The 17,299-nt window shown below is 39.3% G+C and carries 14 protein-coding genes and 1 tRNA gene; 10 read left to right on the top strand and 5 right to left on the bottom strand.

What is annotated here, in order from left to right:
* Both WBN20_RS00450 and WBN20_RS00445 read right to left on the bottom strand, forming a co-directional pair.
* Positions 1-604, bottom strand: a 604-nt coding sequence (locus WBN20_RS00450) for a 30S ribosomal protein S16 (protein ID WP_424280314.1), incomplete at its 3' end; no start/stop codon positions are given.
* Positions 605-725: 121 nt separating this feature from the next.
* A complete protein-coding gene (locus tag WBN20_RS00445; protein WP_424280313.1) occupies positions 726-2,150 on the bottom strand; it encodes a sulfatase family protein in 1,425 nt (474 codons plus the stop codon).
* A gap of 157 nt (positions 2,151-2,307) precedes the next feature.
* Between WBN20_RS00445 and dnaE the strand changes: the two genes are divergently transcribed.
* The 4 genes from dnaE (at position 2,308) to WBN20_RS00425 (ending at position 8,261) form a co-directional block, all read left to right on the top strand.
* A complete protein-coding gene (dnaE, locus tag WBN20_RS00440) occupies positions 2,308-6,693 on the top strand; it encodes a DNA polymerase III subunit alpha (RefSeq protein WP_424280312.1) in 4,386 nt (1,461 codons plus the stop codon).
* A gap of 100 nt (positions 6,694-6,793) precedes the next feature.
* Positions 6,794-7,111 (top strand): thioredoxin, encoded by a 318-nt coding sequence (gene trxA, locus WBN20_RS00435; RefSeq protein ID WP_297703076.1) that lies wholly within the window; start codon positions 6,794-6,796, stop codon positions 7,109-7,111.
* 70 nt (positions 7,112-7,181) lie between these two features.
* The gene (locus tag WBN20_RS00430; RefSeq protein ID WP_424272620.1) at positions 7,182-8,111 is read left to right on the top strand and encodes a DUF58 domain-containing protein; all 930 of its coding nucleotides are present in this window, start codon (positions 7,182-7,184) and stop codon (positions 8,109-8,111) included.
* 73 nt (positions 8,112-8,184) lie between these two features.
* A tRNA-Asp gene (locus WBN20_RS00425) sits at positions 8,185-8,261 on the top strand.
* Between the two features lie 51 nt (positions 8,262-8,312).
* On the opposite strand, the gene WBN20_RS00420 is transcribed toward WBN20_RS00425, so the two are convergent.
* Entirely contained in the window at positions 8,313-9,329 is a 1,017-nt protein-coding gene (locus WBN20_RS00420) for a hypothetical protein (RefSeq protein ID WP_424280311.1), read from the bottom strand.
* On the bottom strand, positions 9,307-9,819 hold the full coding sequence (locus WBN20_RS00415; protein ID WP_424280310.1) for an AAA family ATPase: 513 nt from the start codon (positions 9,817-9,819) through the stop codon (positions 9,307-9,309). Before WBN20_RS00415 ends, WBN20_RS00420 begins: the two co-directional genes overlap by 23 nt.
* Before the next feature lie 625 nt (positions 9,820-10,444).
* On the opposite strand from WBN20_RS00415, the gene WBN20_RS00410 reads away from it, so the two are divergent.
* Both WBN20_RS00410 and corA read left to right on the top strand, forming a co-directional pair.
* On the top strand, positions 10,445-11,413 hold the full coding sequence (locus WBN20_RS00410; protein ID WP_424280309.1) for a zinc-binding alcohol dehydrogenase family protein: 969 nt from the start codon (positions 10,445-10,447) through the stop codon (positions 11,411-11,413).
* 84 nt (positions 11,414-11,497) lie between these two features.
* Entirely contained in the window at positions 11,498-12,565 is a 1,068-nt protein-coding gene (corA, locus tag WBN20_RS00405; protein ID WP_424280308.1) for a magnesium/cobalt transporter CorA, read from the top strand.
* A gap of 31 nt (positions 12,566-12,596) precedes the next feature.
* Here corA and WBN20_RS00400 read toward each other — a convergent pair whose 3' ends face one another.
* Positions 12,597-12,995 carry a hypothetical protein gene (locus WBN20_RS00400; RefSeq protein WP_424272932.1) on the bottom strand — a complete coding sequence of 133 codons (399 nt, stop codon included), beginning with the start codon at positions 12,993-12,995 and terminating at the stop codon, positions 12,597-12,599.
* Positions 12,996-13,154: 159 nt separating this feature from the next.
* Between WBN20_RS00400 and WBN20_RS00395 the strand changes: the two genes are divergently transcribed.
* The 4 genes from WBN20_RS00395 to WBN20_RS00380 all read left to right on the top strand — a co-directional run.
* The gene (locus WBN20_RS00395; protein ID WP_424272931.1) at positions 13,155-14,330 is read left to right on the top strand and encodes an aldose epimerase family protein; all 1,176 of its coding nucleotides are present in this window, start codon (positions 13,155-13,157) and stop codon (positions 14,328-14,330) included.
* A gap of 35 nt (positions 14,331-14,365) precedes the next feature.
* Positions 14,366-15,304, top strand: coding sequence for a dihydrodipicolinate synthase family protein (locus WBN20_RS00390; protein ID WP_424280307.1), 939 nt, complete (start codon positions 14,366-14,368; stop codon positions 15,302-15,304).
* An 11-nt stretch (positions 15,305-15,315) separates the two neighbouring features.
* On the top strand, positions 15,316-16,899 hold the full coding sequence (locus tag WBN20_RS00385; RefSeq protein WP_424280306.1) for an aldehyde dehydrogenase (NADP(+)): 1,584 nt from the start codon (positions 15,316-15,318) through the stop codon (positions 16,897-16,899).
* A gap of 14 nt (positions 16,900-16,913) precedes the next feature.
* Positions 16,914-17,299 (top strand): proline racemase family protein (locus WBN20_RS00380; RefSeq protein ID WP_424280305.1); only part of this gene is annotated, 386 nt, incomplete at its 3' end.

Here is a 17,299-nt window from a genome sequence, read left to right as displayed (position 1 = left end):
CTACTGCTTCTTTACTCACAGCTTCTTCGGCTACTGGTTCTTCTTTTACAGCTTCTTCTGCCACTGGCTCTTCTGTTGTAGCTTCTTCAGTAACGGCCTCTTCAGTTACAACAATAGCTTCTTCAGTTATTTCTGCTTCAGCATCTTCATTTAATGCTTCTGCAGCAGCTAAAGCTCGTTTTTCGTTTACTTCTTTTTCAGCTTCTAATGCTTTTGCTCTTGCTTCAGCCTTTTCTTTATCTAATCCGGCCTCTTTATTAGCAATAGCTTTTGCTTTTTCCTCAACCCAGGCATTGAATTTTGCTTCTGCTTGTTCTTCAGTTAAAGCACCTTTTCGAACACCCCCTAATAAGTGATGCTTGTATAAAACACCTTTATAAGATAAAATTCTTCTGGCAGTATCCGAGGGTTGAGCTCCTTTTACAAGCCATTGAACAGAATTATCAATGTTTAATTCAATGGTTGCTGGATTGGTGTTTGGGTTGTAGCTCCCTAACTTTTCAAGAAATTTACCATCTCTTTTTGAGCGTGCATCTGCTGCTACTACCCAATAATATGGTTTTCCTTTTTTTCCGTGTCTTTGTAATCTAATTCTAACTGGCATATCACATTAATTTTGTAGGGTGCCCGACCCTCGATTATTAATTCTTTATTTATTCCCTATAAAATGGGGTGCAAATATAAGTGTTTTCTATAAACCACCAATACTTTTAAACTATTTCCTTTTATTCAATTTCTACCAATTGATCCTGGCCTATTACCAATTTCGATTTGTGTTCAGAAATAAGCGAATTAATGGCTTTAATGATATTTGGATTTTCATTGGCTATATCAAATCGCTCTTCCGGATCAGTACTTAAATTATATAATATGGGAGGGTTATGCACCTCTTTTTTACCAAATTGGCCATATTCACCCTGGGTAATAAAATGTGCTTTGTAATCTCCTAAACGCACGGCATAAAGATCGGTCCCCCTGTAATAAAAAAGTTTTTTCCGTGGACTTGGATTCCCTTTTAGTAAAGTTTCACTTAAATCGTACCCGTCAATTATTCTGTCTCCTGGAATTTTAGCTCCTGCCAAACTGCTAAAAGTAGTAAACAGATCCATAGTAGAACCAAGACCGTTTACCAATCCTGGTTTAATTAAGCCAGGCCCCCAGAAAATTCCTGGTTCCCTCATACCGCCTTCCCATGTTGTTCCTTTTCCCGCTTTTAGAACTCCGGCACTACCCCCATTAAGTTTAAAACTGAGCCAGGGACCATTGTCGGATGTAAAGACAACAATGGTGTTACTTTCAAGGCCTTCTTCCTTTAAAGTGGCTATTATTTTACCAACGCCATGATCAATTTCTTCTAATACATCGCCATATAAACCACGTTTACTTTTGCCTTTGAATTCTTTTGAAACAAATAAAGGAATATGGGGTAAGTTGTGTGCTAAATAGATAAAAAATGGGTTTTGCTTGTTTTTCTTTATAAATGAAATAGTTTCATTGGTATATCTGCTCGTAATTGTATGCTGATTGGCCGGACGTTCAATGATCTTTGTATTGCGCATTAATGGAACATTAAAATGAATTGTTTTAATAGCCTCATTGGGTTGTTTCCAATACTCCCAATAGGGAATATCAACCACCTTGTCCATATCATTGGAATATGGGATTCCATAATAATAATCAAAGCCATTGTTGGTTGGGAGGTATTGCTCCTTATGCCCTAAATGCCATTTTCCTATACAGGCCGTTTTATAACCCACCTGCTTTAGCTGTTCGGCAAGGGTGATTTCTGATGCGGGCAAACCCTTACTGGAATTCGGATAAAGCACTCTTCTTTTATTACTAGACATGCCACTTCTTACTGTTAATCTTCCAGTAAGTAATGCCGCCCTGCTGGGAGTACAGACACTGGCCGCTGCATAAAAATTAGTCCATTTCTGTCCCTCGTAGGCCATCAGGTCCAGGTTAGGCGTTTGAATAGTGGGATGGCCGTAAACCCCGAGATCTCCATAACCAAGATCGTCTGCAAAAATTATGATAAAGTTCGGCGGCCGATTATTCCTAACCTGTGCTATGGCATTTTGTGGCCCTGTTGAACAAACCATAACACTGAAAATCATTAGTAAATTTGACAATTTGACCTTATTATTCATTTTTATTTTGCTTTTGGCAGTTTTAAAGATAAATATCTCGAAAGAACTTAAAAATTAAAATCTGCATTACGTTAATAACTCGTGACAACTCTACCGTTCATGAATTTTGTTTTTGATTATTTTTAGCTACTTTTTTTTATGCTGAAACCAAACTAATATGTACCTCATTTTTGATACTGAAACTACTGGCCTCCCAAAAAGATGGAATGCTCCGGTAAGTGATACAGACAATTGGCCTCGTTGCATTCAAATTGCCTGGCAATTACACGATGCACTGGGAAATTTATTGGACCGGCAGGATTACCTGATTCAGCCTGAAGGCTTCAATATTCCCTATGACGCTGAAAAAATTCACGGGATTTCCACTGAACTAGCCCAGGAGAAAGGAAATCCTTTGGCCGAAGTATTGGAAAAATTTAATGACGCCCTTACTAAAACCAAATTTGTAGTTGGTCAGAATGTTGGTTTTGATATTAATATTATGGGGGCTGAATTTTATCGGGCAGATCTAAAAACCTTGCTAGGAGAATTGCCCGTTCTGGACACATGTACCGAACATACGGCCACGCTTTGTGAACTTCCGGGAGGACGCGGTGGTAAATTTAAGCTTCCTACACTTACTGAGCTTCATCAATATTTGTTTAAAACATCCTTTGCAGAAGCACACAATGCCACAGCAGATGTTGAAGCAACTACCCGTTGTTTTTTGGAACTGGTAAGAAGAAAACAATACACAAAAGGACAATTGGATGTACAACCAGATTATTTTGAAAAATTTACTGAAGCCAACCCACAGGAAATTCAATTAATAGGCTTAAAACATATCAACTTAAAGAAGGTCTCCGAAAAAATAGCCAGGCATCTGAAAAATTTAGATGTAATAGATGTTTCCGAGGAAGACCTGAGCCAAAATATAAAATCACTTGAAGATGCAGAATTTATACATCTGCATAACCACTCTCAGTTTTCGGTGCTGCAGTCTACAATTAAAATAAAGGACCTTGTTGCAAGTGCTTCTGAGAATAAGATGTCTGCTGTAGCAATGACAGATCACGCTAATATGATGGGGGCTTTTCATTTTGTTAAAGAAGTAAAGGCTCATAATAAATTAGTGGAAGAAGCTGCGGCTAAAGAAACAGAAGATGGAGAACCAAGCCCAGTTAATTACATAAAACCCATTATTGGATGCGAATTTTTTGTTTGTGATGACCATACTAATAAAAATTTAAAGGATTATGGGTATCAGATGGTGTTACTGGCGAAAAATAAAAACGGCTATCACAACCTGGCAAAAATGTCTTCTATTGCCTACACGGATGGATTTTACTATGTTCCCAGAATTGATAAAAATATTATAGCCCAATTCAAAGACGATATCATTGTCCTCAGCGGAAACCTTTATGGCGAAGTGGCTTCCAAAATATTAAACATTGGTGAAAACCAGGCTGAGGAGTCTTTACTGTGGTGGAAATCTGTTTTTAAAGACGATTTCTATCTTGAAATAATGAGGCATGGTCAGGAAGATGAAGAAAGAGCTAATAAAGTTTTGGTTGAATTTGCCAAAAAACATCAGGTAAAATTAGTAGCCACGAACAACACTTATTATTGTGCAAAGGAAGATGCAGAGGCTCACGATATTTTATTATGTGTGAAGGATGGTGAAAAACAAGCTACCCCTATTGGCAGGGGACGGGGATACAGGTATGGACTACCCAACCAGGAATACTACTTTAAGAGCGGTGCTGAGATGAAGGAATTGTTTAAAGACCTTCCCGAATCTATTCTGAATATTCAGGAAATAGTAAACAAAATTGAATCTTTTGAACTGGCAAGGGATGTACTCTTACCCGAGTTTGAAATTCCAGGCAAATTCAAGATTAAAGAAGATGAAGCAGATGGTGGAAAACGCGGTGAAAATGCCTACCTCAGACATATCACTTATGAAGGGGCAAAAAAAAGATATACCGAGATTACAGATGAAATTAGGGAGCGTATTGATTTTGAATTAACAACTGTAGAGAACTCTGGCTATCCCGGCTATTTTTTGATTGTTGAGGATTTTATCCGGGAAGCAAGAAAAATGGATGTTTCTGTAGGCCCGGGAAGAGGATCTGCCGCTGGTTCGGTTGTAGCCTATTGTCTTTGGATAACCAATATTGACCCTCTTAAATACGACCTGCTGTTTGAGCGTTTCCTCAACCCTGACAGGGTTTCAATGCCTGATATCGACATTGACTTTGATGATGAAGGCCGGGGAAGAGTTATGGATTATGTCATCAATAAATATGGTGCTAATCAGGTAGCTCAGATTATCACTTATGGAACCATGGCGGCAAAATCTTCTATCAGAGATACGGCAAGAGTTCTTGACCTGCCCTTAAATGATGCGGATCGTATTGCGAAATTGATTCCAAATATGTCCAAATTGAGTAAAATATTTGGAGTACCTGAAGCTGATCTTAAAAAGCGGTTTCGGTCAGATGAGTTGGAAAAAGTGAATAGCCTGCTTAACATTTCCGAAGGAGACGACCTGGAGGCTCAGACGGTGAATATGGCCAGGGTGTTAGAAGGATCTTTGCGTAATACAGGTATCCATGCTTGTGGGGTTATCATTACACCTGATGATATTACCAATTTTGTCCCGGTTGCCACGGCCAAGGATTCTGACCTTTATGTAACCCAGTTCGATAATTCTGTGGTTGAGAATGCAGGCTTATTGAAAATGGATTTCCTGGGTCTGAAAACACTGACCTTAATAAAAGATACCGTTAAAATTGTAAAAGCCAAACACGGTATTCAATTAGACCCGGATGAATTTCCCCTGGATGATACAGCCACTTATGAGCTATTTCAGCGAGGCGATACGGTTGGGATATTTCAATATGAATCTGTGGGAATGCAGAAACACCTGAAAGATCTGAAGCCCTCTGTATTTGATGACTTAATAGCCATGAATGCACTCTACCGTCCGGGACCAATGGAATACATTCCCAGTTTTATAGCTCGGAAGAATGGCGAGGAGGAAATTGCCTATGACCTCCCCGTTATGGAGGAAAACCTTAAAGAAACCTATGGAATAACTGTTTATCAGGAACAGGTGATGTTATTATCACAAAAACTAGCTGGGTTTTCTAAAGGTGACGCCGATGTACTTAGAAAAGCAATGGGTAAAAAAATATTTGCCCTGCTTCAAAAACTTAAGCCACAGTTTCTTGACGGGGGTGAAAAAAATGGCCATCCAAGAGAAATTTTAGAGAAGATCTGGAAAGACTGGGAAGCTTTTGCTTCCTATGCATTTAACAAAAGTCATTCTACCTGCTATGCGTATATCGCCTATCAAACAGCCTATTTAAAGGCGCACTACCCCGCTGAATATATGGCTGCCGTTTTGTCTAACAATATGAACGACATTAAGCAGGTTACATTTTTTATGGAGGAATGTAAGCGAATGGGGCTGGAAGTTTTGGGTCCTGATGTAAACGAATCCTATTATAAATTTGCGGTGAATAAGGATAATGCAGTTCGTTTTGGCATGGGCGCTATAAAAGGGGTAGGACGTTCAGCAGTAGAGACCATTGTGGAAAACCGGAAGGAGAACGGGTCCTTTAAATCGGTTTTTGATTTAGCCAAACGTATAGATTTAAGAGCAGCCAATAAAAAATCCTTTGAAAATCTTGCTCTGGCCGGCGGGTTCGATTCATTTGGAGACACGCACAGAGCACAATATTTTCACAAAGAAGGCGATGGCAGTACCTTCCTGGAAATGGTTATAAAATACGGCTCCAAATTTCAGGAAAGCGAAAACTCATCTCAGGTAAGCTTATTTGGTGATACCAGTGAAGTGCAGATTCCAGAACCTGAAGTACCTCCCTGTGCAGAATGGGGTACCATGGAAAAACTCAGAAGAGAAAAAGAAGTGGTCGGTATTTATATCTCCGGGCATCCACTAGATGATTTCAGAACGGAGATTAATTCCTTTTGTAATGCCAATGTTTCTTTCTTTAATAATTTGGAAGACCACATAAACAGAGAGCTCTCATTTGCCGGAGTTATCACTGATGTACAACACAGAGTATCTAAAAATGGCAAGGGATGGGCCTTATTTACCATGGAGGATTATACAGACACCTTTGAGTTTCGCATTTTTGGAGAAGAATATTTGAAATTCCGACACTTTTTTATGATAAATTCGTTTGTCTTTGTAAAAGTATTTGTCCGGGAAGGATGGACAAACCGCGAAACCGGTAAAAAAGGGGATGCACGGCTACAGTTTGTCAATTTTATGTTGTTGCAGGAAACCATGGGAAATTTTGCTAAAAAATTGACCATAAAATTGAATATAGACCAGATTAAAGAAGCAAGTATTCACGAGTTAAAAGATACTCTTATCTCCTATAAAGGAAAGCATCCGTTAAATTTTGTTATTTACGAAATGAATGAAGAAATCAAAGTAAACCTATCCAGTAGAAAACAAAAAGTAGAGATCACCAGTGACCTATTGCATACGTTGGAAGAAAAGGAAGTACACTATAAATTGAATTAAATAAGCTTTTTCAATAAGGCAATAAGAAAAACGTATACTAATTGAGTAATGAAAGAGTCGAATAATTGACTAAATTTGCGTAATAATAAATAAAAACGATATGGCTTTAGAGATAACTGATGCTACTTTTGACGAGGTAGTTTTAAAAAGTGATAAACCCGTAGTGGTGGATTTTTGGGCAGCATGGTGCGGACCCTGCAGAATGGTAGGACCTATTATAGATGAGGTAAGTACTGAATATGAAGGTAAGGCCGTAGTAGGAAAAGTTGATGTTGATACCAATCAGGAATTTGCCGCAAAATACGGAGTGCGAAATATTCCAACGGTTCTTGTATTTAAGGATGGTGAAATTGTGACAAGACAGGTTGGAGTATCTCCAAAAAAAGTATATACCGATGCAATTGAAGCGGTACTTTAATTAAATAAGAATCTTCTATTTTAAAAAAGGTTTAGCATTTGCTAAACCTTTTTTAGTTTATCTTGGTCCTATGGATCTGCGGTCAGAATTACATAGAGCTCCCTTATTTCAAAACCTTGAATTATTGGCGAACCAGATAGTTGAAGGCTTTATCAGCGGAATCCATAAAAGCCCCTTTCACGGGTTTTCCGCAGAATTTGCCGAACACAAAATATATAATACCGGAGAGAGCACAAAGCACATAGATTGGAAGTTGTTTGCAAAGACAGACAAGCTTTATACCAAAAGATATGAGGAAGAAACCAATCTTAGGTGCCATATGATATTGGATAATTCGGCTTCAATGTACTATCCTGAAATACAGAAGCTTTCCATTAATCATTTAAATAAAATAGGCTTTGGGGTACTTGCCATTGCGGCTTTAATGAACATTCTTAAAAAACAGCGCGATGCCGTGGGCTTAAGTGTGTTTTCTGATTCCTATAGCTTTTACGCTTCTGAGAAAGGGAGTGAAAGGCATCACCAAATGTTACTTGCCAGACTAAGTGAAATAAGCCTGGATAGAAAGCCCGCTAAACAAACGGAGATATATGCCTATTTGCATCAGATAGCCGAGAAGATTAAAAGACGAAGTCTTGTATTTCTTTTTACAGATATGTTCCAGACCTCGACCTCAGATGACACCCTTTTTGATGCACTGCGGCATTTAAAATATAATAAACACGAAGTAGTCTTATTCCATTTGCTTGATAGTGATACCGAATTGCATTTTAACTTTGAGAATACGCCCAAAAGATTTATAGATGTGGAAACTGGAAACCATATTGACCTTTATGCAGATACCATCAAAGAAGCCTATGAAAGTGGGGTTGGCGAATATTTATCTGACTTAAAACTAAAATGCGCCCAATATCGCATAAAATATGTTGAGGTGGATATCAGAGAACCCTTTACCAAGGTATTGAATACTTTTATGATTGAGCGCCAGAATTTTTTATAGCCCAAACGGAATTTTAAAAAAATTGTTTGTGGAATTCATTTAGCAACGTATATTTGCACACGCTAAACGCCACGGTCCGGTAGTTCAGTTGGTTAGAATACCTGCCTGTCACGCAGGGGGTCGCGGGTTCGAGTCCCGTCCGGACCGCCACAAGGTAAACCCTTCATACATAGTATGAGGGGTTTTTTTAAAAACGACTTGTCATAAACTAAGGGTTTTCAAATAGCTCTCCATCAACCGAAGGTATTTATCTACTTCAGACAATGCTTTTGTTCTTTCTTTTTCGTTCACCGCACTCTTTGCCCGCAAACTGTTGACCTTGGCACGTACATTGGCGCGATAAGCCTTGTAAAAAACAAAAAGATGGTGTTCTTTCGACGATTTCATTGAGGAGAAAAATTGATTGTAATATTCAAGAAATAGCTCGGATAAATCTTTTTTTCCAAATGCATCGAGGTCCATACAAAGGAAGGCAACTTCGTTCAAAACATCAATTTGCCTGTAATCATCATTGAATTCAATACAATCGAAAGGCTGAGGCGATGGTAATAAAAAAATATTCCTGGAATGAAGGTCTCCATGGCAATCCCTGAAGAAACCGGCCCTGAGTCTACCTGTAAGCAACTCCTTGTTTTTCTCAAGAAAAGTGTTTGAGATTTTTATCGCATTGTCAATAATAGTTAGATATTTGCCGCCACCTGATTGCGCTGCCAGATATTTCTTTTCCGCTTCCAAATCGTTAAATTTTTCCTGAATATCCAGCACGTCTTTTTGATGGATTATAGTAGTACTCTCATGAAAGAGGGCTATTTTTTTGGCTAGGTTTTGAATGTCGGATTTCGTTACTTTTTTTTGAACCAAAAGCTGGTCCATTTGTTTAGTCCTATCCATTTTAAGCATCCTCACGGCGTAGTCGATTACCGTTCCCACTTTTCCTCCGATTTTATAATGGTCATTCAATTTGTTTATCGGAACTACATCTAGGTAGATGCCATTGGTTAGCCGCTTGTTCAATTCAATTTCCCTTTTGCAATATTTTTTACGCTTTTCAAGGGTAGAAAAATCAAGAAATGAATATTTAATTGGCTTTTTGATTTTGTAAACGAATCGGTGGCAAATAAACACCCATGATATGTGGGTTTCAATCAATTCTCTTTCTGTTGAAACTTCCGGAAAATCTCCTTCTAAGAGCAAGCTATTTATCTGTTCCTTTATCATTCTTCCAACCTAGGTATTGCGTAGCTTTTAGCAACATTTCTTCAATGTTATTATTCGTCGATTCCAACACCAAATGGTGCTCGTTAAATGGTTCCCATTGTTGCTGGATTAGTTTATACACTTCAAAATCAGCTTCGCTATAAGGCCTGCTTTTTTTTAATCGCTCTTTGATAGTACTTTCGACCGATTGTAATCCAATATAAAAAATCTCGCCCTGATCTGATAATTGCTTCATAAAAGTATCTCTGGTTTCTTTTTTATGGAATGTGGCATCGAGTACCAGATTTTGACCCTTGGCTATTGCTTCTTTCGTCTTGGCGAGCATGGTATCATAAACCACTTTTTTCTCATTATAGGAATATGTTCTATGTGCAAATAACTCCTTCCTTAACTTATCACTATTCAGATAACTGGCATCTATCATTTTTGCAAGTCTTGAAGCAAAATAACTCTTGCCCGTACCTGGCAAGCCAAAAACCAATACAATCATCCTGTTTACTCTTTTAGAGTACTAAGTTAAACCGGCGATTTCAGAAGTTTGATGATTTATATCATAAGCCACATTGCACATAGCTGATACATTTATCGTCATATTTTAAAGAGAATAAATCAATGAAACAATTAAATTAAAAAGTCTCTTTTTGCTTTTAATTCTTCCTTATTTTTTTCTCCGGTATCCCTTTCTTATTAATTGTGACAGGAAGTTTTGATTTGTTGTGGCCAAAAATTAAACCCACTGGAGATATGGTATACATTAGTTATGCCTTATTAGTAGGAATTCTTTTTATTATTCTGTTTTTATTCATGACTTATCTTATCTCGTATTTGACCAGATTTCGGTGAATGTTTAGGTGTTTAACTTAGAATGATGAGATTAAAAATAAAACATAGGTAGAAGGTGATAAATAAATCTATCAGCCAACACAGTTCGCGATGGGTGGTTGATTTGAATGGCCACCTCCCAGGCCGCTTTTGATCCACTGAAGTTTTAATGGAAGTGGAGAGAAAGCAATTCTGTCCGGACTACCTTGAACTTATTAACATTAAAAAAATTGGAGTAGGCTTTTCTTTCAATTCAGTTTTTATCCCTAAGTTTATTAAAAGAAAATTGGAATATGAAAGCGGCAGTTACCCTAAAATCTGGCGAACCGGAAGTTATTCAAATTCAGGAGAAGCCTGTCCCGGAAGCGAAAAACGGTTGGGTTTTAATAAAGATAAAAGCTTTTGGTTTAAACAGATCTGAATTATTTACCCGCCAGGGACATTCTCCGAATGTTCAGTTTCCAAGAATCCAGGGGATAGAATGCGTGGGAACGGTAGAGGAAGACCCGTCCGGCACCTATCATAAAGGCCAGAAAGTCGCTGCTATTATGGGCGGCATGGGAAGGGATTTTGATGGAGGTTATTCGGAGTATACTCTGGTGCCTTTAAAAATAGTATTTCCTTTTAAAAGCAATTTGCCATGGAGTACCCTTGGAGCCATCCCCGAAATGTTTCAAACTGTTTCAGGATCTTTAACTCAGGCATTAGAGGTCAGGTCTGGCGAAACCTTACTTATCAGAGGTGGAACATCTTCTATAGGAATGCTCTCCTGCCAGTTGGCAAAACATTTGGGGTTGACCGTTATATCTACCACCAGAAACGAGTCGAAGAAGGAGTTCTTAATAGAAAATGGGGCGGATTATGTCCTTATTGATAATGGAACGGTTGCAGAGGAACTTAAAGAATTGTTCCCTGATGGCGTAAACAAGGTGTTGGAATTAATTGGTATAAAAACATTAAAGGACTCTTTAAAGTGCATAAAACGAAGGGGGATAGTATGTATGACCGGAATACTGGGTGGCGAATGGACGCTTAAAGAATTCACACCCATGGGGGACATCCCTTCTTTGGGGCGACTGACGGTTTATATGGGAGACGCAGCGAATTTAAAGAAAGACTTATTACAAGATTTTATTGATGCAGTTGCCGATGGGGAAATAACCCTTAACATTGACAAGGTTTTCCGTCTCGATCAAATAGTGGAAGCCCACGCCTATATGGAAAGTAATTCAGCCAAAGGGAAACTTGTGGTGGAATTGTAGGTGCTGACTCATACTTGGGGGACCAAACATTCACTTGTAAGGCTTTTTTAAATAACTTGCATTGAAATATTATAAGCTTAAAACATGAAAAAAGCCAGCTCTTCGCAAGCCGCAATAAAAACAGGATTAGCCCCTGGTACGATCGTTTATGTTGGGAATAAAGCCAAAAAAGATTTGTTTATGGATGTCTTTGATTATAACAAGGATAGTCTCGCCGAAAAACAACTTAAAAATATAGAAGAAGCCTTTACCTATGAAAATAAGGAGACTATAACCTGGATCAATGTCAACGGGCTTAATCACGTTAATGAAATTGAAAAATTGGGGAAAGATTTTGAGCTGCATCCGCTAATCTTAGAAGATATTGCTAATACAAAGCAAAGGCCCAAACTGGAGGAGCATGAGGAATATATTTTCGTAGTGTTAAAAATGCTTTATTTTGATAAGGATCAGAATCTAAAATTTGAAAATATAAGTTTCATTCAGGGTTCCAATTATGTATTGTCTTTTCAGGAAGCGGATGGTGATGTTTTTGATTCGGTCAGGGAGCGATTGCGGAACAGCAAAGGCCGGGTTAGGAGCCAGGGTGCAGACTTCTTGCTTTACGTACTTATGGATGCCATAGTGGATAATTATTTTAATCTCATGGAGGTGATGGGTGAAAAAATAGAAGAATTGGAGGAAAATCTATTTGAAGAAAAGTCAAATAATGATCTGATTCAGGAAATTCACAACCTTAAAAGGGAAATACTAAAAATACGACGAGCAGTTTATCCACTTAGAGAAGTCGTAAACCGCATGGATAAAGTTGAGGCCTCACTTGTTACTGAAAAAACGCAATTGTATTTAAGAGATTTGTATGATCATGTTATTCAGGTCTCGGAAAGTATAGATATTCAGAGAGAATTGATCTGGAGTTTGATGGATATGTACATGACTACCATTAGCAACCGGATGAACGAAGTAATGAAAGTGCTTACCATTATGGCTACGATCTTTATCCCGCTTACCTTTATAGCCGGAGTCTATGGAATGAATTTCGAAAACATTCCAGAGCTTAAATTTCAATACGGGTATTTTGTACTCTGGGGGGTTATGGTTGTGGTATTTTTAGGTATGCTATACTACTTTAAACGTAGAGAGTGGCTTTAAAATGAAGCTACGAATCCAATAAATTATTCAATCAATAGAGCCCTGCTAACTTATCTTTCTTTTTCTTCTTCTTAGCAGACTTTTTTCTTTTAACATAGTATTTCCCCTCCTTTTTGGAAAATAATTCAATACTAACCCCAACGGTTACCCCTCCTAGGACCGTTGCTGCCAAATCGCCATTATCCCATTTACCTCCATTACCTTTATCAATAGCCTCCTTTGCTAAGCCCGCTAAAAGACTGGCTGCAACAGAGCTGGTAACAGTCCAAAAACGATTCCTGTTAGTTATTTTTGAAGCTATTAAAGCACCGGCTGCCCCTGAAAAAGCACCGGCAGCAAAATGAAGGGCCTTATCTTCCTCAACTTGTCCCTGTAAAGAAAATTGGACAAAAAACAACAGGACTAATATTTTAGTGCAAAATCGCTGCATCGGACTAAAATAAGAATATATTTTCAAAAAATGTTACCCACTCTCACAATGCGCAAGTCTGCAAACCAATTATAAGTATAATTCTGGCAATAATCTTTTTTGTTAGGCCCTTTCCTTCAAACTTTTCCCTACTTTTAATGGTCGAAAACTTAATTAATTATGAAGATCAATTCCTTAAATTCTTTAATTCTTATTTCACTGGTATTTTTAGGCTGTAAGGATAGTACCAATAAAAAACCAGGGATGGTAGAAGAAAAATTCTCCTATGTTAATGTAATAAATCCCGATGATTTTAAAGCGGTTATTGATGGTGATAGCATCAGCCTGTATACTCTAACGAATAAAAATGGGCTAAAAGCCGATTTTACAAATTACGGACAACGATTAATTGCTTTAAATGTCCCGGATAAAAATGGAAAAATGGGAGATGTTGTTCTGGGACTTTCCACACTGGACGACTATATGAATGGCCCTAAAAATAACTTTGGAGCTGTAATAGGCCGATATGGAAATCGGATTGCAAAAGGTAAATTTTCTATTAAAAAAACAAAGTACAAACTGGCAAAAAACAATGGGGATAACCATTTGCACGGAGGAACCATTGGTTTTGATGCTGTGATCTGGAAAGCAAGACAAACCGCATCAAACCAAATTGAATTTACGCGAGTTTCACCTCATATGGAGGAAGGCTATCCGGGTAACCTGGAAGTAAAGGTTACCTATATTCTTTCCGACAAAAATGAATTAAAAATCAGCTACGAGGCCGTTACAGATAAAACCACTATTATTAATTTAACCAACCATTCCTATTTTAACCTTAAAGGTGAAGGCAAGGGGGATGTTAATGATCATGTAATGATGATCAACGCCTCTGCGTATACCCCTGTGGATGCCGGTCTTATCCCGATTGGTACGATTGACAGTGTTAAAGGAACTCCCTTTGATTTTACAAGGCCGAAAACAATTCGCAAAGATTTGGATAGTAATCATGCACAAATGGTCATAGGAGGAGGCTATGACCACAATTTTGTGCTGAACCAATCTCCTAAAAATAGTGAAGGGCTTGTCCTCGCAGCCAGAGTTACAGAACCCACAAGCGGCAGAATAATGGAAGTATATACCTCCGAACCGGGGGTTCAACTTTATGGTGGCAACTTTTTAAATGGGAGCAGTATTGGTAAAAGTGGAAAACCTTATTTGAAAAGAAATGCTTTTTGCCTGGAAACACAACATTTCCCGGATTCTCCAAACCAGAAAAGCTTTCCGAGCACCTTATTAGAACCGGGAGATAAATACAAATCCACCACTGTTTATAAATTTGATGTGTCAAAATAAGTAATTTTATATTTTACAACTAATCCCTGATAATTATGCAAGTACAATGGAAGGGTGTTATGCCCGCTGTAACTACCAAATTCACAGAGGCCGATACTCTGGACTTAAAGATGTTTGAGGTAAACATAAATGCGCAGATCCAGGCGGGTGTTAGCGGAATTATCCTGGGAGGCACACTGGGAGAAGCCAGTACACTTTCAGATGAAGAAAAGAGGATCCTTATTGAGACTACTGTTGGCATTGTAGATGGGAAAATTCCTGTTATTATAAACATTGCAGAACAATCCACTAAAGGTGCTATTAAGGCTGTAAATAATGCTGCAAAGTACGGTGCGAGAGGACTTATGATGTTACCCCCAATGCGCTATAAAGCAAATGATTTTGAAACAGTTACTTATTTTAAAGCCATTGCCCAAAGCACTGACCTGCCAATCATGATCTACAATAATCCGGTAGATTATGGAATTGAAGTAACCCTGGATATGTTTGAAGAAATGTTGCAATGCGACAACATACTGGCGGTAAAAGAATCTACCCGTGATATTTCTAATATTACCCGGATAAAAAACAGATTTGGAGATCGGTTAAAAGCACTTACAGGAGTAGATACCCTTGGGCTTGAAAGTTTATTAATGGGGGCCGATGGCTGGGTAGCCGGCCTCGTCTGTGCCTTTCCTATGGAAACCGTTGCCATTTATGAACTGGCAAAAGCTGGCAGAACTACCGAAGCCCTGGAATTATACCGCTGGTTTTTACCACTATTGGAACCGGATATAAGTCCACAACTGGTGCAGAATATTAAATTGGCTGAGGTTGCCACAGGAATAGGCACAGAAAATGTACGGGCCCCCAGGTTGCCATTGCATGGAAACGAACGCAAAAGGGTTTTAAAAATTATTAAAGAAGGAATGCGCACCAGGCCCTCATTACCAGATTATAAAGCCTTGAAAAAATCAACTTACCATACGGCATAACGAACAAAACTATGATCACAGGAAAAAATTATATCGGAAATAATCTATCTGCCAATGGCAGTAAGACCTATAAAACTTTTAACCCCAAATTAAATCTGGAGAACGAATGGGCTTTTTATGAAGCCACGGAAGAAGAGCTGAATGAAGCCGCAAAATTGGCCTCAGAAGCTTTTGAAAGTTATAGGAATTTCACAGCTGAACGTAAGGCTGGCTTTTTAAGAGTTATTGCTGATGAGATAGAAGCCCTGGGTGATTTACTAATCGAAACCTATTGCCTGGAAAGTGGTCTACCCGAAGGTAGGGCGAAAGGGGAACGCGGGCGCACTATAGGGCAGTTGCGTACCTTTGCCAGTACTTTGGAGGATGGTTCCTGGGTAGAGGCCAGTATAGACACGGCCCTGCCAGACAGGACTCCTGTACCAAAACCCGATATAAGAAAGATGCTTTTTCCTATGGGACCTGTTGCTGTATTTGGCTCCAGTAATTTTCCACTAGCTTATTCCACCGCAGGTGGCGATACTGCCAGTGCACTAGCAGCTGGTTGTCCGGTTATTGTAAAGAGCCATCCCATGCATGCAGGAACCGGGGAACTGGTAGCCTCAGCCATTCAAAAAGCAGCAAAAAAAACAGATATGCCTAATGGGGTATTTTCCAACTTGAATAGCAGCGGAATAGAAGTGGGTCAGCAACTGGTTCAACATCCGGTGATAAAAGCGGTTGGATTTACCGGAAGTATCAGGGGTGGAACTGCCTTGTATAAATTAGCCAATGAACGTCCGGAACCAATTCCAGTTTTCGCAGAAATGGGCAGCATTAACCCGGTGGTTATATTGCCTTCTGCCCTGGAACAAAAGGGCAGTTATTGGGCAGAACAATACGCGGGATCCATTATGCTGGGCGCAGGACAATTTTGTACCAATCCCGGACTTATTTTAGGCCTGAAAAGTGAAACTCTGGATACCTTTATCAGTTCCCTGGGGAAAGAAATTGCGAAGTTGGAACCCAGTTGTATGCTACATCCAAATATTTATAACAATTACGAAAAAGGGAAGCAAACGGCAGCTTCCCAGGCAGGTACCAGCCCAATAGTAAATTTTGAAAAAGACGCACAGCCCTATTTTGCCCAACAACTTGTGCTTACAACCGAAGGGAAAAATTTTCTGGAGAACCCTAAACTACACCAGGAAGTATTTGGCCCCTTTTCAATTGTTGTTCAATGCGAGGATACTGATGAACTCACTGCCATCCTTCACCATTTGGAAGGTCAGCTTACCGGCACCATTTTGGGTAGCGTGCGGGAAGTAGGTGAACATGCAAATGTGGTGTCTGCCCTCGGAAGTCGGGTTGGCCGGATTATTTTTAACGGTGTTCCTACCGGGGTGGAAGTTTGCCCCTCTATGGTGCATGGCGGTCCTTTCCCTGCCTCAACAGATAGTAGGTTTACGGCAGTGGGCCCTTATGCAATAAAACGTTGGGTAAGGCCGGTGGCCTTTCAGAACTGGCCCCGGGATTTTCTCCCGGATGCTCTTAAAGATGAGAATCCGCGGCAAATTTTACGATTGGTAAATGGGGTTTATACGGATGCAGCGATTTAACAGACCATAGGCCAATGGCTACAACTACCTTTAATTGTATTGATGCTCATACTTGCGGTAATCCGGTAAGGTTAGTGGCAAAGGGCGGCCCGGATTTGAAGGGCCGGAACATGAGCGAAATGCGAATGCACTTTTTGGAGTCTTTTGACTGGATTCGTAAGGGTCTTATGTTTGAACCTCGCGGCCATGATATGATGAGCGGTAGTATTTTTTACCCTCCTGCAGATCCTGTAAACGACCTGGGTATCCTATTTATTGAAACCAGTGGCTGTTTGCCTATGTGCGGACATGGCACTATTGGTTCCATAACCATTGGAATTGAAGAAGGCCTAATACACCCTAAAATTCCCGGAAAAATTCGTTTGGAAACCCCTGCAGGTTTGGTTGAAGTTGAATATCA

Source organism: Eudoraea sp., assembly GCF_049665975.1.
GTDB lineage: Bacteria > Bacteroidota > Bacteroidia > Flavobacteriales > Flavobacteriaceae > Eudoraea.
This window is presented reverse-complemented; position numbering and strand designations above follow the sequence as displayed.